Here is a 24,451-nt window from a genome sequence, read left to right on the forward strand (position 1 = left end):
GTGCGCCCGCAATACAGACCATCATAAAAGTGATAGAATGGCACCAATAGTGGTTTGTTTTGGCAAGCCGCACAACGGAGGTAATAATGTTGACGACAGCAGATGCTGATTTCGGTATGCGGGTATGCGTACTAGCAAGTTCCAGTTCTGGTAATACTACTTATATCGAGACCCCTCAGCATAAGGTGCTAGTTGACGCGGGCTTTTCCGGCAAAAAGATTGCGGCGTTGTTAGCTAGCATCGGGCGCGATCTGAATGACGTGGATAGCCTATTTATCACCCATGAACATACGGATCACGTACAGGGGATGGGGGTGCTCGCTCGACGCTACCCGAAACTGCGTATTTACGCCAATGAGGGCACCTTTGCGGCGTTGCCCAAGAGCGTGGGCAAGTTGCCCTATGACCAGCTATCCATCTTCAAGCGGGGCACCACGTTAAGCCTAGGCGACCTCGACATTGAGAGTTTCGGTGTATCGCACGATGCCGCTGAACCCCAGTTCTACCAGTTTCACCACGATGACAAGGCGTTTACCATTCTGACCGATACGGGGTACGTTTCCGACCGGCTGGCGGGAACTATCCGTGACAGTGATGCGTACCTAATGGAGGCCAACCACGATCTCACCATGTTGCGTGAGGGCCCGTATCCGTGGGGATTGAAGCAAAGAATTATGGGTGCTGAGGGGCACCTATCTAATGCGGATGGGGCAGCGGCCCTAATGGATGTTATTGGTCCGCGGACGAAGCGTATCTACCTGGGTCACCGGTCCGCTAACAACAACACCAAGCCACTAGCGCACCAAACCGTGGCGGATATGTTGCTGGCAGAAGGTTTGCCAGTGGGGCACGACTTCCAGCTATTGGACACCGAACGTGAAACACCCGAAGCGTTATTTACGGTATAATTAAGGTGTGGCCAGATACCTGGTTGACGGGCATCTGGCCATTTTATATGGTTCGCGAGAAAATTACGCGTACCATCATATTTTCGTCATAAATTTTCGTTAGCATTAAACCATAAAATAAGTGGTATTAGCACGTATGCAAAGGAGGCTTGAGTGGCGTTAGCACATATTGATATGGATAAGCAAAATAATGGTGTACAACCAGAAGCTAACACCCGGCCAAAGGGCAACAGCCTGGGAAAAACGGCGACTATTGTGGTGGTCGCGGCTTTGATTGGTGGTGGCGCTGGCGGTGGGCTCGCCTATTACGGCTTTTCCCGGATGTCTGCTGATAACATGGGTGTAACCAGTAAATCGGGCACGGCTGGTACTACCGCCGTGACTAAGACCAAGACCACGAGTAGCGCTAGTCAGGCGGCCTTTAAGAAGGTCAAGGGCGCCGTGGTGTCAGTCATCAACCTGCAGAAGGAAAGTTCCAGCACGGATAGCGACAACGGTTGGGGCGAATTGTTTGGTGAGACTAGTTCGTCCTCGAGTAACAGTCAGAGCAGCACGCTGACTGAATATTCTGAAGGTTCTGGGGTGATTTACCAGAAGAAGGATGGCTACGCGTACATCGTCACCAACAACCACGTGGTGTCCGGTTCGGATAAGCTGGAAGTTATTTTGAGTGATGGGACTAAACTCACCGCCACCAAAGTCGGCACGGACTCCGTGACCGACCTGGCGGTACTCAAGATCAATGGTAGTAAGGTTAAGTCCGTGGCCAGCTTTGGTAACTCTAACAAGATCAGCGCTGGTCAAACCGTGCTGGCCGTTGGTTCACCACTGGGCACCCAGTATGCGACCTCGGTAACGCAGGGGATCGTGTCGGCCAAGAAGCGGACCGTTGATGTGACTGACGAAAGCGGCAACACGACTAACGAAGCCACGGTTATCCAAACCGATGCGGCGATTAACAACGGTAATTCTGGTGGGCCCCTCATTAATCTGAGTGGGCAAGTCATTGGGATTACCTCCATGAAGCTATCCGGCTCCTCGAGTAGCAGTAGTGACAGCGCGACGATTGAGGGGATGGGCTTTGCCATTCCGAGTGATGAAGTTGTGTCCATCATTAACCAGCTGGTCAAGAACGGCAAAGTTGTCCGGCCAGCCCTGGGCATTTCGGTGGTTAGCCTGTCGGACATCAGCTCGGATCAACAAAGCGAGCTGCTCAACACGCCACGATCCCTTAAGAGTGGGGTGGTGGTTGCTGGATTCACTTCGAGCAGCATTGCTAAGAACGCCGGTTTATCTAAGTACGACGTGATTGTCGGCCTGGATAACACCAAGATCACAGACGTAGCGGATCTCCACACTGCCCTGTACAAGCACAAGATTGGGGATACGGTGAAGATTACGTATTACCACGGGAGCACTAAGAAGACCGTTTCGCTCAAGTTGACCCAAACGGACGCATCGTTATCCACTAGCACTAGTTCCAGCAAGTAAATTAAGCAATTTATGCGACCATTACGGCCCAAATGGGGCCGGATGGTCGTTTTTTTGTGTACTTTTTAAAGCGAAATGGCTAAAAAGTTCGGGTATTATTGAGGGGCAAACGTTTGTTTTTGGGGACAAAGCCAGCGCGTTTCTGTGGATAACTCTGTGGATAGTGTTAATAAGTGGGTTTGCGCGGGTTTTGCACATTCCGGGAATTCCTGTGGATAAAACTTTTACATTAGGTGCGAATGGGTGTTCGGGGCCCGCCGCTATAGGCTTTGTCCCCGCTTTCAGGGTGTTGACGAATAATCAATTTTTGTGGATAAACGGCACAAAACGAATTTACCCTTGCATTTTGACACCGCAAAATGTGGGGTGGGGGTGGCGGCGTGTGCGCAATATTTGGGTGTGGAGTTATCCCCCGTGTGCATAAGTGCTGGGGACAAGTTGTGTTTCGGGGTGTATTGCCAGTGTATTATTCGTTTTGCCCCACCGTGACCCGGATGGGATAGCGGCGATAATGTAAATATTCCCGTCTGTGGCGCGTGCCTGAGTGTTAATGAGACTTGCTGAAAATTGGGTGGCATTTTGCCTTATATGAAGCAAATATTTGCTTAGGTGTTGTCGTGGCGGCGAATAAGGCGCACAATAGTTAGCGGTAAGTCTCTGAAAGGATGTTTTCCTGCACATGACCGTTGTCAAAAACATCGGTAAGGACCGGGTATTTCAGATTACGGCGATTATCGCCATACTGAGCCTGTTTTTCGCGCGCCCGCATCTGGCCGATATTAATTTCTCCACATTATGGTCATTACTCGCAATGATGACCATCATCCAAATATTTGAATATTTACACGTGTTGGATTACCTAACGTACCGCCTCACGAGCCACGCAACCAATTCGCGGCAACTGAGCTGGTTTTTTTGTGCTCTTGTCGTTCGTGGGCGCGATGTTCTTAACCAACGACATGGCGGTGTTGACGTGTATTCCGCTATATTTGCGCATTGCCCGGAAGTACGACCTGCCGGAAATTATCCCGGTTACGGCGATTGCCATTGCCGCTAACTTTGGGAGCGCACTGACGCCGTTTGGTAATCCCCACAACATTTTCTTGATGTCTAAGTTCCACATCAGTCTGGGTCAATTCGGGGCGTGGGTGTGGCCACTGGTCATCGCCGACGTTGTGTTCCTCGCGTTGCTCAGTTCGCTGGTACCCAAGCGTACCGTGCCGACCGTACCGGTAGTGGATATCCGGATTAATCCGCGGCCCACCACGATTACCTGTATTGCGGCGCTGTTAGTGTTCGTGGCTGTTTTTGGGGTTATTCCTCAGTGGGTCGCTGCCGTCGTCGTGGTGGCCCTGGCCGCCATGATGGACCACCGGATTCTGGGGCAGGTAGATTACGGGATCATTTGTACCTTTGTGGGTTTCTTCATCATCGTCAGCGACATTAGCCAGATTCCGGCGGTGGTCACCACGCTGAAGCATTTGGAAACCAATCCGGTCTCCGTGTACCTCACGAGTATCGTGACCTCGCAGGTGATCAGTAACGTGCCGTCCACCGTCCTGGTAGCGCGATTTAGCAACCAGGTGGCCGCCCTGTTTTATGGGACTAATATTGGTGGCCTGGGCACGCTGGTGGCGAGCCTGTGTAACCTGCTATCGTTCAAACAGTACGGTTTGTACAGCCGGCGGTCCAAGGGGCGCTTCCTCCTGTTCTTTACCATCATCAACTTTGTGGCGTTGGCCATCATGGGCGCGCTGGGCTGGTGGTTGTTAGTGCGCTAGTTAAATTGTGCTTGCAATGGGGCTATGACAGGAATCCTTGTCACAGCCTCTTTTGGTATAATCGGTGCGAGGTGAACAACGTGCATATTAAGGTCATTGGTGTCGGTAAAATCAAAGAAAAGTACTTTACCGCGGGCATTGCGGAGTACCAGAAGCGGCTGCGCGCGTTTGCCAAGGTGGATTTGGTGCAGGTACGCGACGAAAAGGCACCTGAATCCTTGTCGGCGGCGGAAATGGAGCAGGTCAAGGCCGTTGAGGGTGCACGCATCCTGGAAAAAAATTAAGGACAGTGACTGGGTGATTGCCCTGGCCATTGAGGGTAAGCAGCGGGACAGTGAGGTCTTCGCCAAGGAAATTGCGGATCTGGGCACGTACGGGCACCCAGACATCACCTTTGTCATTGGTGGTTCCCTGGGCCTGAGCCCAGCCGTGATGCAACGCGCCAACGATACGTTGAGTTTCGGCAAGCTGACGCTGCCACACCAGTTGATGCGCCTGGTGCTGATGGAACAGATTTACCGGGCCTTTATGATCAACGCGGGGCGGCCGTACCACAAGTAGGTTGTCAACATCAATCATGAGTTTATAAGTTCGTGCGGCCGGGAGTTACCTGCGCCGTATTTTTTTTCACCACTAAGTTGACACCGTGTCACCGTCAACTATACTGGAGTTAGTCAGCTGGTGACACGATGTCACCGAAAGGAGGGCGGTTATGGTTTTAAGTACGTTTGACCACATCCCCGCGGCCAAGCAAGCGCGCGTGCGGGCCGCATTAATGGACGAGTTTACGCACCACCCGTTAGCGGAAGCACAAGTGGCCCGCATTGTGCAGTCCGCGGGGATTGCGCGCGGGGCGTTCTACAAGTACTTTGCTGACCTGACGGACGCCTATCAATACGTCTTCGCCGACGTCATGCGGGTCATTCATAGCGGCGTCCCGCGTCAGGTCACATCACACAATGGGGCGGACTACGTGGCGGCGGTGCGCCACTTCGTTGAAGCGGTGGATACGCACGGTTACCGTGCGTTCATCACGATGTACTACCGTCACAACGAGAGCGTCGTCGGCGTGCGGCCCACGCGGATACTGGAAGGTGACGATGGACCCCGGCGCTGGGCCGTGGCGGTGCTATGTCATCAGACCGTCCGTGATGTGTTGTTGGATCCGGACCAAGCGGAGGCGCGGTTAACGCAGTTGCAACAGGCGTTAGGGGATTAGTATTACAAAGGGGCAAGTAACATGTTTTTAGCACTCAGGGAAATTAAGAAGGAAAAGTTACGTTCGGCCTCATTGTGGCCATGATCGTACTAATTAGTTACCTCATTTTTATTTTGACTAGTTTAGCGTTAGGCCTCGCCCGTGAAAATACGGATGCCATTAACTCGTGGCACGTTGAGCGGGTCACGCTGAATGCTGATGCTAACGTGGATATGCGGCAGTCATTTCTTAGCCAGCAACAGGCGGGCAAATTGACCAACGATGAGGCCTACATGGGTGAGACCAGTGTGGTGGCGAAAGCGCCGCACCGTCAGCAGTTATCGGCCGTCTTTGTGGGGCTCAAAGCCAACCAGTTTGTGGCGCAAGGTGTGCGCTTAACCAGTGGGCACCGCGTCCGGGCCAGCCACGAAATTGTGGCTGACGAAGCGTTTAAGCTGGCCGGATACAAGCTGGGCAGCCGCCTCAAACTCAACGACGATCAGACCAAGTACACCATTGTCGGTTTTACCAAAAACGCTAAGTTGAACATTGCACCGGTAGTTTACGGGCAACTGGCAACGTGGCGGTCGCTGCGGGGGATGACTGCAGGTCCGGTAGCCAGCGCCGTGGTTTCACGGAACGCGCACTACCACAATGGGCATACGGGCACCAAGACGTACACGACTAAGCAAATCATCGCCAAACTGCCCGGGTACTCGGCCCAGAACATGACCTTTGGCCTGATGATTGGCTTTCTGATGGTCATTTCGCTAGTGATCATCGCGGTCTTCCTGTACATCCTGACGATGCAAAAGCTGCCGAACTACGCCGTTTTGCGGGCGCAAGGCATTCCTAGTCGGATGTTGGTCGGCGCCACCATCAGTCAGTCCCTGCTACTGGTAATTAGCGGGCTTGTGCTGGGTGCACTTCTGACTGCGGTCACCGCGTTGGCCTTGCCAGCGGCGGTACCGATGGCGTTTGACATCCCGGCTTTGGCTGGGGTGGCCGCGGGCTTAGTGGTCATGGCCGTACTCGGGGCGTTGATCCCGATTAAGAGTGTCGTGAGCGTTGACCCGGTAAGTGTGATTGGAGGCTAAACAACATGGCGGCAATTTCGTTAACGAACGTGAATCAGGTTTTTGGTAGTGGTACCGCGCAGGTCCAAGCGCTGACCGACGTCAACTTTGCGGCCGCTACCGGCACGCTAAGCCTCGTCATGGGGCCCTCGGGTTCCGGTAAGAGCACCTTTCTCAGCATTGCTGGTGGGCTACTGACGCCGACCATCGGTGAGGTTACGGTGGACGGCAAGAAGTACTCGGGCCGGTCAAAAAAAGGAGCGTGACCGGTTACGCCTGGATGCAATCGGCTTCGTGTTGCAGGCATACCGACTACTACCGTACCTGACCGTGGCGGACCAGTTTCGGTTGGTCGACAAAGTGAAGCCTCAAGGCAATCTGAGCCCCGCGGCCCTCACGGATGTACTTGATCAGTTGGGCATTGCGGACCTGGTCAATAAGTACCCCGATGAATTATCCGGCGGCCAGCAGCAACGTGTGGCCATTGCGCGGGCACTGTACCCGAATCCCGAAATTATTTTGGCGGACGAACCTACGGCGGCACTAGACAGTGCCCGGGTGCAGATTGTCGGCCAGCTCTTGAAGGATCTCGCCCTGACGCATCACAAAGCTGTGGTGGTGGTGACTCATGACGTGCGGCTGATTGACTTTGCTGATGAGCGGTACACCATCCAGGATGGCCGGATGACGCGTGAATGACCGACAGTGGTGGCATCATTGAGGAAAATGTGATGATATTAAAGTGTAGTGATAATACTGGCATTACCAGTTGACAGCGTTTACACCGTTCGCCATAATTTATCCTGTATGAACCACATGGCGGTGGCGTAGGGCCAAATGAGCGGCAATATCACTAGGGCCACCAACCATCAGGTGATGATTGGTGGCCCCTTTGCGTGCTTGATGGCGCGCGCCTGTTGATTGTGGAATACTTGCTGGGAGGCAAAATTATGATGAGGAAGAGGGTTCTGATGTTTGCCAGCGCGCTGACGCTGGGCGCACTCATGCTGAGCGCGTGGGGTGCAAATAAACCGGCGGCCAAACAGGTGGCCCCTAAACAGGTGTTACGGTGGACAGAAACGACGCAGTTGGCGACCGATGATCCGGCCCAGGCGGTTGATACGCTTAGCTTTAACGTCTTGCTGAATACGCAGGAGGGACTGTATCGCGCGTCTAACCACGGCCAGAAGATGAACCTGGCGTTAGCTAAGCGGGTGCAGATCAGTGCCAACGGCAAGACCTATAAGGTGACGTTACGCAAGGCCAAGTGGAGTAACGGCGAGCCGATTACGGCGCAGGATTTTGTCTACGGTTGGCGGCGGGTCGTTGACCCTAAGACTAAGTCGCCAGACGCCTTCTACTTCTATCCGGTCGAAAATGCGCAGGCCATTAATACCGGCAAGAAATCCTTATCCACGCTGGGCATTACGGCGCAGGGGCAACGGCACCTGACAATCAAGCTGAATAAGCCCGTGGCGTACTTCAAGAAGCTGTTAGCCTGGCCGCTTTTCTACCCGCAAAACCCTGAGGTGGTGAAGCAGTACGGTCAGCATTACGGTACCAAAGCTGGTGCTCAAGTATATAGCGGTCCGTACAAGCTCGCTAAGTGGAACGGGACTAACGATTCGTGGCAATTGGTGAAGAACAAGCAGTACTGGGATCGGCGGCACGTGAAGCTGAGCGTGATCAAGGAGCAGGTCGTCAAGGATGCCAATACCGGCCTAAACCTGTTTGATACGGGCAAAGTGGACGCGGTATCACTGTCCGGGGCCACTGCAGTAGCACAAGCGCACAACCGGCACCGTGTTGACCGCTTGAGCGCTAACATGATGCGCGTGGACATGAACGAGAAGCGGGTGCCCGCGTTCAGTAACGTGAACGTGCGGCGGGCCTTCTCGCTGGTCGTTGACCGGCAGCAACTAGTCAAGCGGGTCCTGCAAAACGGCTCCCGTGCGGCGATTGGCTTTACCCCCGTGGGCTTAGCAACCGGGCCGAACGGTCAGGACTTTGCCCGCGCCAGCAAGGTAGCCAGCGGGGTCGACTACAACCTCCAGACCGCTAAAAAGCTGTTGAGTAAAGGAATGGCGGCGACGAGCACCAAGAGTCTGAACCTCACACTCCTGACGAGTGACGCTGATTCCAGCAAGACTTTGGCTGAATACCTGCAGGGCCAGTTTGAAAAGCTGCCCAACGTACATGTGACCGTCAAGGCCATTCCGGCGGCACAAGAACTGCAGTTACAGAACAAGGGAGATTACGACCTGACGGTGACCGGCTGGCAGTCCGTCTTTGGTGACCCAATCAACTTCCTGCAGATTTGGGGCAGCAAGTCCAGCTACAACAGCAGTCAGTGGCACGATACCAAGTTCGATCAGTTATTAGCAGATGCGGAGAACAAGTACGGTAACCAACTGACGAAGCGCTGGCAAACGCTCGCGCAGGCAGAGCGTTTGCTGATGAAGCAGCAGGCAACGATACCCCTGTTCCAGTCCAACAGCATGCAGCTGCTGAACTCCAAGGTCAAGAATGTCAACTACAACCCGTCTGGGGTACCTTATGATTGGAAGACAACGTACATTGCTAAGTAAGGTTGCACGTTGTCGACAAAATGACGGCCCACCACTTGTTGATGGGTCGTCATTTTTATGGGGCAATATATTTCCCGGGAAATAAAGTGGCCAGGACGCTCACTTAGATTGTGGCGCGTAGTAGCGCCAGCCCTCCTCAATTGATTTTCATAACCATTCCACATTAGCAAATAAATTACGCGTCATCAACACTTGACGTGCTGGTAAAGCTGTGCCAATGGTTGATTTAATAACATTAACAGTTATCGATGTTGCGTTAAAATAACGGTCAATATTGGTGGGCGGTTGTTGTGGGTGAGGTGAAGAAGGTTGAATGCGGCAAACAGAACGTGCTGGAGTGCCAAACAAAACGGAGCCCGTTTTGTTTGGCCAATTTGGGTGAAGTAGTTGGGGTAAGTGATAGTGATGCTGTAACTGTAATCGGCACAAAGCCGTTGCATAAACTTCGCGAAACCGTAATTGTGACGACACACTTTCTTCATGGGTGATGGGCATAATCATTTACATAGCAGCGAGGAACCCAGACCTCGTTACTACCCACAAACTTCTTCTTCATAAATTGGTGGCCGACTTGCCCAGAAGCCGGTTGCCCCTCCCTCAGCGCCCTCCGTGTGTAATTCGCGGAGGGCGATTTTTTTGGCACTGGCGCGGTTGTGCTACGTGTTGGTTACGCCCAGCCGTACCAGCATCACGACACTAGTAACGCGCGCCTTGACAGCGGTATACTATTTATCAGTAAGCAACGTGGTACCAACGAACAGCCAGCTAGTAATCCGTCAGGGGCGTTAGTAATGGGTGGTTGGTGTACATAGATATTTTTGGGGGAGGCAATCATCGTGACCAGTATTACCGCAGGAATTCTTGCCCATGTGGATGCGGGTAAGACCACCTTATCAGAGGCCTTGTTATACCGGACGGGGACGGTGCGCCAATTGGGTCGGGTCGACAAAGGGGATGCGTTCCTCGATCCTGATGCCCTGGAAAAGCGGCGTGGCATCACCATCTTTGCCCACCAGGCCCAGTTACACTACCACAATCTGGCTTTGACGCTCCTCGACACGCCAGGGCACGTGGACTTTGCTGCGCAGACAGAACGGGTCCTCAGTGTGCTGGATTACGCTATTTTGGTGGTGGCCGCGCCGGATGGGGTGCAGGGCTACACGCGTACGTTGTGGCGCCTCTTGCAACGGTATGAGGTGCCCACATTTATCTTTGTGAACAAGATGGACGCGCCAGGCACGGACCGTGCGGCCATCATGGCGGCCTTACAGCGGGATTTAGGTGCTGGGTGCGTGGACTTCACCGAGGCGAACGGGCAATTGCATGACGACGCGGTTGAGCAGGTGGCCGTGCAGGATGATACGGTGTTGGCGGACTACCTGGAGCAGGGCACGCTTTCGGATACGACCGTCCAAACGTTGGTGCAGCAACGGCGGGTCTTTCCGTGCTACTTTGGTGCAGCTTTGAAGCTGCGCGGCGTGGATGCGTTGCTCGCCGGTATCGCACGGTGGGCGCGACCAACGGCGTGGGCCGCTGACTTTGGGGCGCGGGTCTTTAAGGTTAGCCATGATGCACACGGCGAGCGACTTACGTGGTTACGTGTCACTGGCGGGACGTTGCGGGCCAAAGACGCGCTGGTAGACGGGGAAAAGGCGAACCAACTCCGCGTTTACAACGGCGCCAAGTATACGGTCGTGCCGGCAGTGCGTGCCGGTGATGTGTGCGCCGTCACGGGACTCGTGCACACGACGCCGGGTCAAGGTCTGGGTACGGCCAAAGCTGCAGTCACGCCGCTGATGCAACCGGTGTTGACGTACACACTGGCGCCGGGTACCGCAGATATCCATACCTGCTTGCAGGCCATGGAAGAACTGGCGGATGAAGATCCGTTGCTGCACGTGCAGTGGTTGCGAGAACTGAATGAAATTCACGTTCAGGTAATGGGTACGATTCAGTTAGAAGTTTTGCAGCAGTTATTGGCGGACCGCTTTGGCCTACAGGTCGACTTTGTGCAGGGAAGCATTCTCTACCAAGAGACCATTACCGCACCGGTTGAGGGCGTGGGCCACTTTGAACCCCTGCGGCACTACGCGGAGGTACACTTGCTCCTCACGCCACTACCACGGGGCGCCGGGTTGCACTTCACCAGCGATTGTTCCGTCGACGTTCTTCCGCGTAATTGGCAGCACCAGGTGCTAACGAGCCTAGCCGCGAAGGAACATCGTGGTGTGCTGACGGGTGCGCCCATTACGGATATGGAGATCAAGCTAGTCAACGGGCGCGCCAGCAATGTGCATTCGGTTGGTGGCGACTTCCGCGAGGCCACGTGGCGCGCGGTGCGTCAGGGCTTAATGATGGCGCGCACTCAGGGACAGTGTCAGTTACTGGAGCCGTGGTATGCCTTCCAGTTGACGGTGGGCGCTGACCAGGTTGGGCGTGCGCTGAACGATATTCAACAGATGGACGGGGACTTCGCCGCCCCAGCGGCGGCTGCGCAGATGGTAACAATTACTGGACACGCCCCCGTAGCGACGATGCGGGACTACAGTCAGCGGATACGGGCCTACACGCACAGGCAGGGCCAATTGGACTGCGTGGTGGCGGGATACCAGCCGTGCCACAATGAGGAAGTGGTAGTGGCGGCCGCGGATTATGCGCCGGTTAGTGATCTAGAGAACACGCCTGATTCGGTTTTTTTGTGCGCATGGGGCTGGTTACCCGGTTCCCTGGGACCAGGTGCCACGGATGGCCCACGTGGCGTATTTGAGCTGACCAATGTTTCACGTGAAACATTGCCATCCGCATAGCGTTGAGCTCACTGCCAGTCAGGAGTACAATCGCCCATAAGGCCAAATATTTAGTAAAGGACAGGCATTACATATGCATATTGAAGAAGGATACATGCCGTTTCGTGGCTACAAGACGTACTACCGCATCGTGGGTGAGCCGAACCCAGACAAAGCACCATTGCTGCTGATTCACGGTGGCCCCGGTTCCTCACACAACTACTTTGAATTGATGGACGACTACGCTAATACCGGGCGCCAGCTGATTATGTACGACCAGGTTGGTTGTGGGAAATCCTCCCTACCTGAAGATGAGTCCGTCTACGTGAAGGAGACCTGGGCAGCCGAACTGATTGCGCTACGTAAGTACCTCCACCTCGACCAGATCCACATGCTAGGTCAATCATGGGGTGGGATGCTCGAAATGTACTACCTCACTAGCTTTGATCCCCAGGGCATCAAGAGTGTGATGATTGATGGTTCGCCTGCATCGATCAAGCTGTGGACGCAGGAGCAACATCGCTTGATTTCCTACCTGAGCTATGAGGACCGTGAGGCGATTGCTGAAGCAGAACGCACCGGTGACTTTACTGGTCCTAAGTACCTGGCCGCCAATGACCGTTACATGGAGCGGTATTGCTGGGATGACCCCGACGAGAACTCGCCGGAGCCACTGCGCCGGCCAACGAACGGGCAACGGGCTAGCCGGATTGCTGAGGGGCCGAATGAGTTCACCGAAAACGGCACGATCAGCGACTTTGACGTGACCGACCAGTTGCACAAGATTCACGTGCCGGTCCTGGTTACCAGCGGTACGGATGACCTGTGCACCCCGTTGATTGCCAAGTCCGTGTACGACCACATTCCGGGTGCGAAGTGGCACCTGTTTGCCAACAGCCGGCACCTAGCACTACTGGATCAGCACGATGAATTTATCGATGTCTTGGACCACTGGCTGGCTGCCAACGATTAAGTAGTGATAAGTGATAAGTGATACTAAAGGGCGCGTACCGACCACCTCAACGCGAGGTGAACGGGACGCGCCCATTTTTTTAATTAATTAATGGATGTAAACGGTAATGACCGTAACGAGACCAAAGACGATCCCGGGTAGGTTCGAAATAATGACTGGCCAGTCCCTATAGGTTTTAGTCCAGCCGTATGCCACCCATAACGTGGCGTTAACGGCGGCCACTAGCGGCTGCAGGGGTGAAACGGGACTTCCCGAAAAATTGGCAATAATTTCGGGAATGTAGGAGATATACATGGAAATACACATGATGGTTGCGACCTTGCTCAAAATTTTGAGCCGCCGCACCCGTTTTGGATTCACCGCGTCTTTGCCTTCTGGATACTTGGACGTGTCAATACGCATATAAATATCTGCCTCCTCAAGCATTGATTGGGGACAAGCATAACACGGGTGATACCTGAAAGCAAACAAAACGGGCGTTTGTCATCACAAAAATAACACGATACCCGTTGCTGAATGTTAAAAATCGTCCGTTCCGTCAGCTTCGTCCGTGAGCCGGTCACGGCCGTCATGCTTGGATCGGTATAAATAACGGTCGCTACGTTTAAAGAAATTAGTGGCGTTATTATCCTGTGGGTGGGCGATTGCCAAACCAAAGGAGGCGGTAATTTGGAGCTCGCCCTGTGTTAACGGAATATACATATTTTTCAAGCCCCGCTGACACTCAGCCACTATTTCCTGAGCGGCGGCCAAGTTGGTGTTAGGCAGTAGGAGTGCGAATTCCTCACCGCCAGTACGGTAAAACCCGTAGTGATCGTCCTGTTCGCGTAGTATTTGTTGTATTTGGCGCGAGAACGCGATCAACGTCTGGTTACCCATCAGGTGGCCGTAAGTATCATTAATGCTTTTGAAGTGGTCCAGGTCAATCGCGACCAACGCCAACGGTTGCCGGTCCTGGTCGGCAAATTCACTGTTGAGATCATGGCGAAAGGTTGCCCAGTTGCGCGCACGGGTGAGGGCGTCATATTGGGCCTCGTGGGTGAGCTTGGCCAACACTTGTTGGTCATGCTGCAAGTACTGGTCAAAGTCCCAGAGGGCAAAGTAAGCCCAACCAAACGAGATGAGGTTGGCAATGGCCAACCCTAACGGCAGGGGCCGGGGCGCGGTCAAGTACATATTGACCCAGAAGAGCGTCCCCACGAAGAGGGCGGGCAAGAAGTACACCCAACGTTGCTGATGCAACAGCTGGCCATACCAACGCTCGGCGTAGATGACAAGGCACGCAAAAAGAAACAAGATCCAATTAGTAATCGACATGGCGCCCGTACTAATGTAGGTGATTGCCCCCACGGTTTGAATAATGGCAAAACCCACCAGGCTGGTGGTCAACAGGTTGGAGTAGATGAGAATGGTACTTTGAATGTTGACGAACGCCCAAAAGAGCATGAGGTTGCTGGAATGACCATACAGGTACCGTAACAGTATCAGCATCAGGCATATGTAAATAAGCAGTGGGTACACTGCTTGGACCCGCGCCAACATCCGCATGTGCGCGACCCGTTGTCTGGTACCAGCTTCAATTTGACTGTAAACGGACGTAAAGCCGAGCATACTGATGACGACGATGAAGAACGTGGTCACGTATGATGCAACGTTCATTAGAATGACCTCCTTGGCGGTCGAAGTGTGATACTGGAAAGTACCGGGTTTGACTTCAACATAGGCCACATTTAGCGATTGGTCAATCGCTTTTACCTCTATTATACAGAGTTATTAAAGATATCTGCAGACGATTGGTTCGGATTGGCGTGTTTGGTTGATATTGACGCATTTTGCGCACAGTCCGTGTCGTTGGCACGGGCTATTTTACTGGCAATAATTGTGGTCCTTAGTTATCGGTCATTGTTGGCTATACTAATGGGTTATGGGCTGTGTGCACTCTGGGTGGCGGCAATGAAGGATGATTAGTGAGGGGAAAGTGCCTAGCCGTTGCTGGCATGTATTGGTACCCCCGGGCATAATAATGGTGTATCGAGGGGAGGAAACATGAACCCTGCAGTTTGCTGGTCGATTAAGGAATTTTTGCACCCTACGTAACTGATCATACGACGAGTTAGCGGGTCAGCTGTCCATTTCACGGTCGCAATGGACCGATAATGACGGGACACTGCGCCTGTAGCTTGCCATCAAGCTGGCAGACATCATGACGAGCTGCATAAGGTGCGTTATAGTATTGGTAAACAAGCACTAGTGGAGGTCAGCATGCAGACGGTAGAGGAAATTTCTCGGGCAATTATGGCGGATCCCGCCAACCAGCAGTACACGGCGGCGGGAATCGAGCCGCTATTTCACGTGGAGCCCACGGCTACCATCCTCATTATCAGTCAGGCACCCAGTCGCCAGGCGCAGTTAGCGCGGACATACTGGCACGACCCGAGCGGCGACCGGTTGCGCCAGTGGATGGGCATTAATGCGGATGAATTTTACACTCTGGCCGCATTGCGGTCCTCAACCTGGATTTTTACTATCCGGGCAAGGGCAAAAGTGGCGACCTCCCGCCGCGGCGGGGATTTGCTGAAAAGTGGCACGCGCCGCTATTAAAGCTGATGCCGAACGTGCAATTGACGCTATTGATCGGCGCGTACGCTCAACGTTACTACCTACCGCAACGCCGGCGTACGTTGACGGCCACAGTGCAGCATTACGCGGACTACGCACCATACTTTCCGCTTGTGCACCCGTCGCCACTCAATTACGGATGGATGCACAAGAATCCGTGGTTTGAAGAACGCGTAGTGCCCGCGCTGCAACGGCCGGTGCGGGTATTGGTGGATGCATAGTAAAAGGGGGCAACGCATAGTTGCCCCCCTTTGGTATGGAATCATATTTACAAAATGAAATCGAGAATCAGCCAGCCCATCACGGCCAGGATAGCGAGGCCCAAAAAGTTAAAGGCAGAAAAGCGAGAAAGAAGCGGACTTGGTTGTGGTTACCAAAGTCAGTGTACTCCTTGAACACGAGCAAGTTACACATGGAGCCAACCACCGTGCCCAGGCCACCGATGTTGGACCCCAAGAAGAGGGCCTCCGAGAAGCTGGTAAACTTTCCAATTAAGACCGTTGACGGGACGTTGGAGATTACTTGGCTGCTCAACAAGCTGGTCAAGTAGACGGAGTGGCGGGTGGCCATGAGTCCCGAGACGAGGGTGACGACCCATGGCATCTGGCGCAGCACACTGACAATGACGAAGAAGCCGCCAAAGGTGAGCACGATGGCGTAGTCCACGTGGAGCATGATGTGCGGATCAAAGGCTAGTGCGAGCACGATGGCGGCGATGGCACCGACATGAGGGGATGAAGCCAAGGACCCCGATGAAGATGATCAGCGCCACAATGCAGGTAACGATCGTCGGGCGCCGTTGAATACGGATGTCCCGGGGTGGGACGGACGGTAAAGGGGTTTTCTTGATGGTAAAGATGAAGAGGGTGAGGAGAATCATGCTGGCAATCAGTAACGGGATCGACCAGGTAAAGAAGGTGCCCACGTGGATGTGGTAGTGGTTCATCAGGAAGATGTTGTGGGTGTTCCCAAAGGGTGTAAAGGCACTGCCAAAGTTGGCGGCCATCCCGATCAACGTCACAGGTAAAATCTCGGGAAGCTTGAATTTCTTGGCAATACGGAGATAGAGGGGAACTAAGGTAATGACCGTCACGTCATTGGTCATAAACATTGCCGCTACGACGGCGAGGAGGACAAACATCCATGTCAGCTGGCGCGTAGTGGTGGCCAGACTGGTCAGACGGTAGGTAAAGTAATCCAATATATGCAGGTACTCAAAAATCTGGATGATGGTCATCATCGCCAGAATGGAGAACAGTGTAGAAAAGTTGATATCTGCGAGACGCGGTTTCGCAAAGAACAAACTAATCAATGCCAAAACCACGGTGATTTGCAGCACGTGGTCCTTAGCAACGTTTTTGATTACGGTCATGAATAAACCCTCTTCGAAAATTGACTCAACGTAAATATTTTGCACTTAAAAAGGGTGGCCTACTATCGGACTAGTGTAAAACTCTCGTAAATATCGGGGACTGAATGTTTACAAACCGGCATATTTCCCGGGAAATAATGTCCAGTAGGGCGTGTGGCGAGCGTCCAACATACGGCTCTACGGGGGTAGCGCCGCGGGAGACAACGGCACAGGGCCAGGGTTTGCAACAAATAGGCTGCACAGCATCGGTGACTTTTTATGAACTGTGCGCTCAGGTTGATGAATAGCAGTAACCATACAAAATGCCGTCAGGAATAATCCTGGCGGCACTTATTGATATTGCTAACGGATGTGCTTAGTCGTTGGTTGCCGACATTTCGCTAGCGCTCGTGGTTGGTTCAATCACTGCTGCGCCGCTGTCTTCGCGGGCTTCAATGGCACGTTCAGCGGTGTCATCAGCTTTGAAGGACTGGCCAGTCAGTTTGGCGATAATGGCGCCGCCAATCAGACCCACGGCCAGGAATGGCACAAAGTCCATGGAGATGGAGAACATAGGAATGTACTTAGTGGCGAAGTTGTCGATGGCCTGGAAGAAGGCCAGGTTGGCTAAGAACGGCGGTAGCGCGTGGATAGCATCCAGAATGGCGGGAATTAAGGTAAAGCCAATCGTCGTGCGGTAAATGGTACGTTGTTTGCCAATGAATGGGTGCAGCATGCCCAGGAGAATCATGCCATGGCCAATGGGTACAGCAGCATCAGAATCGGCGTGGACAGGGCGATGATGGTATCCAGACCGAAGTTGGCAATCAGGAAGGAGCAGGTGCAAGTGAAGATGAGGAACTTGCTGAAACCAATCTTCGGGAACCGCCGGCCAAGGTCCTGGGAGAATGAGGTAACCAGTCCAATCGAGGTGGTGAGGCAGGCGATGATGGCCATGGCAGCCAGGATGCCCGTTCCAATCATACCGGTGTAATGCGTCATGATGGCACTAAAGGCGGGGCCACCGTTGGAGTAAACCTGCGTGAATTTAAGGGAAATAACGCCCAACATGATCAAACCTAAGTAGATGGCGGCTTCGAGCCCCATGGACATGGCACCAACTTTGGCCACGTCACGGGACCGCTGCCCAGCTTTGAGAATGCCAAAGTGCTTCAGTGCGGCCACAATCGTCACCCCGAAGCCCAGTCCGGCGAGTGCATCCATGGTGTTGTAACCCTGCAGGAAACCGTAAGTAAAGTTACTACCGGCCTTGGTAGCGTGCGTTGTGGCAGCCAGCGTCGCACCGTCACCCTTGATGAGAAAGGCCGCAATGAAGACCGCAATCAGCAAGATCAGCAGTAACGGGTTGAGCAACTTACCCACGTAGTTGGGCATCTTGTTCGGATTTTTGGACAGGAAGTACGTGAGGCCGAAGAAGATAGCGGAGTATATCAGGAGTGCGATTTGGTCGGAGCCCTTGGGAATGAAGGGGAGAATTCCGATTTCAAAGGACGTTGCGGCCGTACGGGGGGAGGCAAACAGCAATCCCAGCGTGGCGTGGGTCGCAATCAGGAAGAAGAGGGCGAAAATTTTACCCGCGGGGCGGGCCAACTGGTACATGCTGTCACTTTCGGTCATGGAGATGGCCAGAATAGCGAGCAGTGGTAGCAGGATAGCGGTGATAATAAAGCCAAAAGTAGCCGGAATCCAGTTACCGCCGGCGGCCTGGCCCAAATGGATCGGGAAAATCAGGTTGCCAGCCCCAAAGAAGAGTGCAAAGAGCATGGAACCAAGGGTTAAGTATTGTTTTTTTAGTGAGATGAGTTGATTTTGCTTTCATTTCCATAGGTATGTCCTCCAAAAATAATGGTTAATTGCAACAAAGGGGGGCGGTCCAACCTTGGCCGGGGTCGGACCGGGGACGAAAAAAAAGCGCCCCTGGCAAACTTTACGTTTGCCAAGGGCGCCATTGCGCTTTACCACCTTAGTTCGTCTATCCGTCACCGAATAAACCTCGGAGAGTACGGCCGTGACCGGTGCACGGTGATACTCCATTGCTGTAATGGGCGCAATCCCAGTCGCCACTCCCGTACGGTCGCAGCGACGACTCATAGCCTACTTTCACCGGGTTAACGTGGTCGCTTCACACTGATCACGACTCACTGACACGCGCTACCGGTTACTCTGCTACTCTTCGTCTTTGTTTCAATTGATGTTGTGATTACCTTAAATTAAATAAATGTGAAAGTCAAGAGAATAAATACAAAAAAATCTCATTTTTGGCTGGTGATAACAACGGTTATCGGTACCTGGTGCGACTTGGTAGGCATCGTCGCGATTAAAAATACAATTTTTTTGCACTGAAGTATTGGATTTTTAGTGTCAGGGGTATACTATAGCGTCAGAGATAACTCAACGCATATATGTTCAATGCTCAAGCCCGGAAGTTTAGGGCATACGACCCGTACATGAGAAAGTCATGTGCGGGTTGTTTTCGTTTCAGGGTCGAATTACGAAGGAGGCTGGTTTGTATGTACCGTTTTTTTTGGGCAACCCAAGTATGCTGGTACCAACAACACCACGCGTAATCTGATTGGGTACGAATTGTTTATTCGCCAATATGTTGATGGTCGTTGGCTACTGCCGCAAGACTTTAACGGGATTACCGCAGACACGTTACAACACTTATTGATGGACGTCGTGCTCACTATGCACGAATCGGTCGAGATGCTATCGTTCAATCTGGAGCAGAATCAGTTTGTGGATCCCGCCTTTTTGGACATGGTGACCTACGTGCAGGACCACACCCGCATTAACCTCTTTACGGAGTTGACGGAGCGGCTCGCTCCGGGTATTAGTGAGGATTCGCTGGTGGACGCGGCCGCTAAGTTCCACCATCGTGGCCTCTTGGTCTGCATTGACGATGTTGGTACCGGTGAGAATACCCCCGAAATGGTGCTACGCATGAATGATTCGGTGGATGAGTTCAAGTTCGCCTTCCAGGACTTTCGGCCGTACCACAACATCCAGGAAATTGAACCGCAACTCAATTTTTGGTACCACCTGGCGCGGCGTGAGCACAAGATGTTGGCTATTGAGGGTGTGGAAACCGCTGCTGAGTTGGCGGAAATCGATGCCCATTACGACTATGACGTGGTGCAGGGCTACCTGTTGGGTCACCCAGCCTTGCTCAGTCGGGCCCAAAATAGTAATTAAGCTGTAGCTGGTGTCCGGAAAAAGACGGCGCAGCAACCCGGCCCGGTGTGGCTTGCCAGCACGGTGCCCACGGGCATACTGGTGATTTGTGCCGTAGGTAGAACTTGGCGTACGGCGTCTGCCAACTTTGCCGTTGTGGTCGCATCCGCGCTGCTGACAATCATGACGGTGGGGTGCGGCGTATGACCGAGGGCGTCACCGGCTTGCTGAGCGAGGAAGCGCAAGGATTTACCAAAGGTGCGGACCTTGTGGCGGACCACGATGGCCCCGTCCTCCTGCAACTCAAGAATTGGGTGCAGGTTCAACAGTGCCCCGATTTTGGCGGCGCTGGCTTTGAGTCGGCCGCCCGCGACCAGGTAGTGGAGGTCGTCAATGGTGACTACATGGTGGTACTCGTGGCGGTGCTGTTGCACCCAGGCGGCGACGCTGGCCGCCGGTTGGCCCTGGTCCCGGAGCTTGATCACGTCCAGCAGCATCATGCCTAGCCCGCAGCTAGCGGCGCGGGAATCCGCAATCGTGATGTCGGCATGGGGGTAATCCTCCTGGATCACTCGGCGAGCCTGGACGGCGCCGGCAAAGGTGCCACTTAGGGCGCTATCAAAGGCGAGGTACAATACCGGGGTGTCGTTGCGCACGTATGGTTCAAAGGCGGCCACGAATTCGCCCACGCTCACTTGGGAGGTGGTGGCGGTGTGGCCGGCGCCGAGTTGCTGGTAAAAGTCGTGCATACCGGCGACGTTATCAGTGGTGAGGTAAACTTCTTGATTGTTGACCAGGACGTGCAGGGCGACTACGTCAACATCGTGGTCACGTAAAGTTGCCTGTGGCAGATCACAGGCGGAATCAGTCATTAATTTGAACATAAGGAGCCTACTTTCTCATGGCAGGGCGCCGGCGTCTACACTTAGCAGTACGTACGGACGCTTTTTTTGATTACAGCAGCATGTTGTTATGTAAGCAAACTCTATCCCAACCTGTATCCGGCGTAAATAGTTTTGGGTTCACGTGTGACAGCTGTCAATAATGGTGTCACGCCAGGGCGGCCGCAGGGACGTGGATTTACAATTGGTGCTGCCGATCACAGTAATAATTAGCACTCGTTTAAAAAAACTGCTAATGAAGTGTGCCATCATGAAATAACTGCCCTATAATGTAGGTGTACCAAGTCAAACAATATGGAGGTAATGATCATGGCAGCAGAAGCTGAAAAGACTTTAGTGCTAGACACACCGATGAAAGATGTTTTTGACTGGAGCGACAGTGAGGACGCGGTGCGTGACGCATTGTGGAACCACTACATGGAAGCCAACAATCACGACACCATCAAGACTGAAGAGCAGATGAAGCCTGTCCTGGACTACACCGACGATCAGGTGAAGGAACTGGCTGAAAAGGAACTGCACTAAACTGGCGGTTCCACATAATATAACATTAACAGAGGGGCTGACCGCAGTTGAGGTTGGCCCCTTTGTTCGCGTTGTTTGAGTAAGCTATACTGACAATAGGGTTTGGCCCGGAATATTTCCCGGGTAATAGTAGTGACCTACGGAGGACCAAGACATGGAACGAGCCATTAATCGGGACCAGTTGTTACTGAGCCAGCCCGCGGTGGCGGCGACCCGGGCAGACCAGCAGGTGGTGACTGATCTCCTCGATACGTTAGCCGCCAACAGTGACCGCTGCGTGGGCATGGCGGCGAACATGATCGGGGTCAATAAGAACGTGATCGTCGTACGGATGGGCCCGGTGGCGGTGCCGATGATCAACCCACGGCTCACTCACCTACACGGGCCGTTTACTACCAAAGAGGGGTGCTTGTCGCTGGATGGTGAACGGGAGACCGTCCGTTATCAGTCACTGGACGTGGATTATCTGGATGCGCAATGGCGACCCCAACACCAACATTTTTCGGGGTGGGTGGCCCAAATCATTCAACATGAGGTCGACCACACGCAAGGGCGGTTAATTTAGTACGTAGTGCAACTAAAGCAGTGAGGCAGCCAACATGAACTTTGATGATTTACACGCATTTGTGGTTTTACACCAGCTCAAAAGCTTCTCCAACGCCGCAGCGGCCGTGCACCTGTCGCAATCGGCCCTCTCGAAGCGGATGCACGGGCTGGAAGAGGAACTACATATTCAACTCATTGATACGACCGACCGGCGGCATATTCATATTACCGAGGCGGGCGAGCACCTGTACGAACACGCCCTGGTTATTAGTCGCGAGGTGGACCGGCTTCAGCAGGATATGGTGGACTTACATGACCTCAACGTCGGTACCCTGCGAATCGGTGCGGTGCCGGTGTTGAGTCAGTACGGCGTGACGCAAATGATCAATCACTTTGGGGAGCAGTATCCCCGGCTCAACCTGCGTGTATTTGAGCAGGAGGGCAGTGTCCTGATTAACCAGTTAGCGGGCAACGAGTTGGACTTAGCGTTTCTGCGCAGTTCCCAGAGTGGCATGTTGCACGATGCGACTTACGTCAAGGTGCCGTTGACCAGTGACCAGCTGGTGGCCATCATGGATGCGGCGAACCCGTTGGGACGGCACCGTACGGTCACGGCTAAGGAATTACGTGGGCACGACGTCGTGTCGTTGTTACCCGGCTCGGGGGTGTATGAGCCCATGATGACGTTTTACCAGCAGGCGCAGTACGAACCCAAAGTGGTGTTTAGTAGCCCCCACATCGAGACATTGGTGGGGATGCTAGCCGGATCCGACCGGGTCTGCTTCCTGTTTGGGCGTTCTTTTGCCCCGTTTGCGACCGATGCCGTGGTGTCGCGGCCATTGCAGCCGGCCGTTACCACCGAACTCCAGATGGTCTACAAGATGCAAAATCGCAGTAAGGCCGTCACCGACTTTGTGGATTACGTGCGTGAGCAGTTTGGCGTGTGAGCCAGTAACCCGTAACTAACGTGTAATAGCCACTAAAAAAAAGTGCCGTATTCGGTACGCCCATAAGTCATGGGCGCCGGATACGGCACTTTTATTTATATTGTAACGATGGTTCAGCGTTAAACTAAACCGATAATGTACCACCAGGCAATTTCAACGACGGCGACGATGAACATGACGCCAGTGAGCGGAATGCCTAGGCGCATGACGTCCTTTTGCGTGTAACCACCGCCGGTCTTCGGGTCACTGCCCACCAGGACTGCCAGGTTGTGGAATGGCAGGATGTAGTGCAGGTTAACAACGGAGAAGACCAGGAGGGAGACAGCTAGCGGACTAATGCCCATGCTGGAGGTTGCCGCCACAATGGCGGGGATGGTGATCCCCATAACCGCGATGACAGACCCCATGAACATGTGAATGATCATGGCAAAGACAGTGATCAGAATAGCCAGTAGGAACAAGTTGTGTGGCAGTGAACTTGGCAGAATGGTGTTGGCAATCCACTTGTTCATCCCGGTGACACCACCGACGGTCCCAATGGCAATGGCGGACGTCAAGAAGACGAGCACGTTAATTGGTACACCCGACCAGGAGTCGGCGGTCAGCACTTCACCAACGACAGGCATACTCATCAGTACGGCCACGCCCAGCGTGATCCAACCAACGTTGATGCCGGTCAGGCTACTTGTCAACCACAGGGTGATGGCGATGATCAGCCAAACGATAACGCGCTTTTCGTTACCGGACATCTTGCCCAATGACTGCTGCTTTTTCTTGAGGACTTCCATGTTGATGTTGACGGGCTTCGTGGGCTTAAAGAGCACCATGATCAGCACCATGGTAATGATGGCCGCGATGATCATCGGCACACTCATAATTTCAAAGTAACGGAGGAAGCTGACACTGACGCCGGAGTCCTGCACGGCCAGTGGGTTCAGTGACGTATCACCAGTCAGGAACATCCCTGACAACGGGCAGGAAGCCGCGAAGGTGGCCAAACCCAACTTGGCTTTGTCCACGTCCGGCATGTGTGCACTTTCTGCCACCACGCCCATGACGGACATGATGAGGAAGGCCCGTGGCCATGGGTGTGGAATCAGCAGTGACAAGATCCCAGTCAGGACGAAAATCGAAATAATGATACTATTCCACGACCGCACGAACCGGATGATGAACGCATACGCGATGCGTTCACCCAGGCCGGAATCACGCACGGCGCCGGCAATCAGGTAAGCCCCAATTACCAGCCACATGGTGGAACCAGTCCAGGATGATGAAAATACCTGGGCTGGGGTGGCAACGTTCATGATGATGAGCAACATGAGGTATAAACCACCGGTGAAGGCGGGCTGGGCGACTTGGCACGCCCAGAAGACCACCGTCATTAGACTCAAGCTAGGTCAGTTTTGCCCTTAGCTGACAGACCGCCTAACGGGATGAGTTCAATGGCGATGAACACCAAGATACCGGCGATGAAGCCAATACGTTTCTTATTCATGGGTTACATCTCCTATGTAAAGCGGGTCACACGAAATGTGGCCCGCTTATTAATTGACAATGTTGAC

12 protein-coding genes and 9 pseudogenes are annotated in these 24,451 nt (G+C 53.5%); 15 read left to right on the forward strand and 6 right to left on the reverse strand.

The features are described 5' to 3' along the window. Window positions 1-89 precede the first annotated feature (89 nt). The 10 genes and pseudogenes from JCM13996_RS06045 (at window position 90) to pepI (ending at window position 12,801) form a co-directional block, all read left to right on the forward strand. The gene (locus tag JCM13996_RS06045) at window positions 90-908 is read left to right on the forward strand and encodes an MBL fold metallo-hydrolase (protein ID WP_420836031.1); all 819 of its coding nucleotides are present in this window, start codon (window positions 90-92) and stop codon (window positions 906-908) included. Window positions 909-1,082: 174 nt separating this feature from the next. Continuing rightward, window positions 1,083-2,399 carry a S1C family serine protease gene (locus JCM13996_RS06050; protein ID WP_054750517.1) on the forward strand — a complete coding sequence of 439 codons (1,317 nt, stop codon included), beginning with the start codon at window positions 1,083-1,085 and terminating at the stop codon, window positions 2,397-2,399. Window positions 2,400-3,078: 679 nt separating this feature from the next. Further along, window positions 3,079-4,180: pseudogene (locus JCM13996_RS06055) on the forward strand (SLC13 family permease). An 80-nt stretch (window positions 4,181-4,260) separates the two neighbouring features. Continuing rightward, window positions 4,261-4,741, forward strand: a pseudogene (rlmH, locus tag JCM13996_RS06060) (23S rRNA (pseudouridine(1915)-N(3))-methyltransferase RlmH). Between the two features lie 151 nt (window positions 4,742-4,892). Next, window positions 4,893-5,399 carry a TetR/AcrR family transcriptional regulator gene (locus JCM13996_RS06065; protein ID WP_054750451.1) on the forward strand — a complete coding sequence of 169 codons (507 nt, stop codon included), beginning with the start codon at window positions 4,893-4,895 and terminating at the stop codon, window positions 5,397-5,399. A gap of 21 nt (window positions 5,400-5,420) precedes the next feature. Then, a pseudogene (locus JCM13996_RS06070) lies at window positions 5,421-6,475 on the forward strand (ABC transporter permease). A gap of 5 nt (window positions 6,476-6,480) precedes the next feature. Then, window positions 6,481-7,153, forward strand: a pseudogene (locus JCM13996_RS06075) (ABC transporter ATP-binding protein). A 251-nt stretch (window positions 7,154-7,404) separates the two neighbouring features. Beyond that, the gene (locus JCM13996_RS06080) at window positions 7,405-9,042 is read left to right on the forward strand and encodes a peptide ABC transporter substrate-binding protein (protein ID WP_054750518.1); all 1,638 of its coding nucleotides are present in this window, start codon (window positions 7,405-7,407) and stop codon (window positions 9,040-9,042) included. Window positions 9,043-9,878: 836 nt separating this feature from the next. After that, window positions 9,879-11,814 (forward strand): annotated as a pseudogene (locus JCM13996_RS06085) (GTP-binding protein). A 108-nt stretch (window positions 11,815-11,922) separates the two neighbouring features. Next, the gene (gene pepI / locus JCM13996_RS06090; protein WP_054750453.1) at window positions 11,923-12,801 is read left to right on the forward strand and encodes a proline iminopeptidase; all 879 of its coding nucleotides are present in this window, start codon (window positions 11,923-11,925) and stop codon (window positions 12,799-12,801) included. Window positions 12,802-12,888: 87 nt separating this feature from the next. Here pepI and JCM13996_RS06095 read toward each other — a convergent pair whose 3' ends face one another. Beyond that, window positions 12,889-13,203 (reverse strand): SemiSWEET family transporter, encoded by a 315-nt coding sequence (locus tag JCM13996_RS06095; RefSeq protein WP_054750455.1) that lies wholly within the window; start codon window positions 13,201-13,203, stop codon window positions 12,889-12,891. A gap of 117 nt (window positions 13,204-13,320) precedes the next feature. Continuing rightward, window positions 13,321-14,460 (reverse strand): GGDEF domain-containing protein, encoded by a 1,140-nt coding sequence (locus tag JCM13996_RS06100; RefSeq protein WP_054750457.1) that lies wholly within the window; start codon window positions 14,458-14,460, stop codon window positions 13,321-13,323. Window positions 14,461-15,063: 603 nt separating this feature from the next. Between JCM13996_RS06100 and JCM13996_RS06105 the strand changes: the two are divergent. Further along, window positions 15,064-15,641 (forward strand): annotated as a pseudogene (locus tag JCM13996_RS06105) (uracil-DNA glycosylase family protein). Between the two features lie 47 nt (window positions 15,642-15,688). Here JCM13996_RS06105 and JCM13996_RS06110 read toward each other — a convergent pair. Then, window positions 15,689-16,792 (reverse strand): annotated as a pseudogene (locus JCM13996_RS06110) (SLC13 family permease). Window positions 16,793-17,246: 454 nt separating this feature from the next. Beyond that, window positions 17,247-18,556 (reverse strand): annotated as a pseudogene (gene brnQ / locus JCM13996_RS06115) (branched-chain amino acid transport system II carrier protein); the annotation flags it as partial. 696 nt (window positions 18,557-19,252) lie between these two features. On the opposite strand from brnQ, the gene JCM13996_RS06120 reads away from it, so the two are divergent. Beyond that, window positions 19,253-19,987 carry an EAL domain-containing protein gene (locus tag JCM13996_RS06120; protein ID WP_054750459.1) on the forward strand — a complete coding sequence of 245 codons (735 nt, stop codon included), beginning with the start codon at window positions 19,253-19,255 and terminating at the stop codon, window positions 19,985-19,987. Here JCM13996_RS06120 and JCM13996_RS06125 read toward each other — a convergent pair. After that, entirely contained in the window at window positions 19,984-20,850 is an 867-nt protein-coding gene (locus JCM13996_RS06125; protein WP_054750461.1) for a DegV family protein, read from the reverse strand. The genes JCM13996_RS06120 and JCM13996_RS06125 overlap by 4 nt on opposite strands. A 327-nt stretch (window positions 20,851-21,177) precedes the next feature. Here JCM13996_RS06125 and JCM13996_RS06130 point away from each other — a divergent pair, with 327 nt between their 5' ends. The 3 genes from JCM13996_RS06130 (at window position 21,178) to JCM13996_RS06140 (ending at window position 22,886) form a co-directional block, all read left to right on the forward strand. Next, entirely contained in the window at window positions 21,178-21,393 is a 216-nt protein-coding gene (locus JCM13996_RS06130; protein WP_420836030.1) for a P8 family protein, read from the forward strand. Window positions 21,394-21,547: 154 nt separating this feature from the next. Continuing rightward, the gene (locus JCM13996_RS06135) at window positions 21,548-21,958 is read left to right on the forward strand and encodes a peptide deformylase (protein ID WP_054750465.1); all 411 of its coding nucleotides are present in this window, start codon (window positions 21,548-21,550) and stop codon (window positions 21,956-21,958) included. A gap of 34 nt (window positions 21,959-21,992) precedes the next feature. After that, window positions 21,993-22,886, forward strand: a complete 894-nt coding sequence (locus JCM13996_RS06140) for a LysR family transcriptional regulator (protein WP_054750467.1) — start codon at window positions 21,993-21,995, stop codon at window positions 22,884-22,886. A 119-nt stretch (window positions 22,887-23,005) separates the two neighbouring features. Here JCM13996_RS06140 and JCM13996_RS06145 read toward each other — a convergent pair. Beyond that, window positions 23,006-24,384: pseudogene (locus JCM13996_RS06145) on the reverse strand (SLC13 family permease). Between the last annotated feature and the right edge of the window lie 67 nt (window positions 24,385-24,451).

It is taken from the genome of Lacticaseibacillus thailandensis DSM 22698 = JCM 13996 (genome assembly GCF_001312865.1).
GTDB classification, from domain to species: Bacteria; Bacillota; Bacilli; order Lactobacillales; family Lactobacillaceae; genus Lacticaseibacillus; species Lacticaseibacillus thailandensis.

Coding starts and splice junctions, on each gene's coding strand:
- JCM13996_RS06050 (WP_054750517.1), top strand. CDS start 1,083: ATGGATAAGCAAAATAATGGTGTACAACCAGAAGCTAACACCCGGCCA.
- JCM13996_RS06140 (WP_054750467.1), top strand. CDS start 21,993: ATGAACTTTGATGATTTACACGCATTTGTGGTTTTACACCAGCTCAAA.
- JCM13996_RS06100 (WP_054750457.1), bottom strand. CDS start 14,460: ATGAACGTTGCATCATACGTGACCACGTTCTTCATCGTCGTCATCAGT.
- JCM13996_RS06135 (WP_054750465.1), top strand. CDS start 21,548: ATGGAACGAGCCATTAATCGGGACCAGTTGTTACTGAGCCAGCCCGCG.
- JCM13996_RS06125 (WP_054750461.1), bottom strand. CDS start 20,850: ATGTTCAAATTAATGACTGATTCCGCCTGTGATCTGCCACAGGCAACT.
- JCM13996_RS06095 (WP_054750455.1), bottom strand. CDS start 13,203: ATGCGTATTGACACGTCCAAGTATCCAGAAGGCAAAGACGCGGTGAAT.
- JCM13996_RS06065 (WP_054750451.1), top strand. CDS start 4,893: ATGGTTTTAAGTACGTTTGACCACATCCCCGCGGCCAAGCAAGCGCGC.
- JCM13996_RS06080 (WP_054750518.1), top strand. CDS start 7,405: ATGATGAGGAAGAGGGTTCTGATGTTTGCCAGCGCGCTGACGCTGGGC.
- JCM13996_RS06130 (WP_420836030.1), top strand. CDS start 21,178: ATGGCAGCAGAAGCTGAAAAGACTTTAGTGCTAGACACACCGATGAAA.
- pepI (WP_054750453.1), top strand. CDS start 11,923: ATGCATATTGAAGAAGGATACATGCCGTTTCGTGGCTACAAGACGTAC.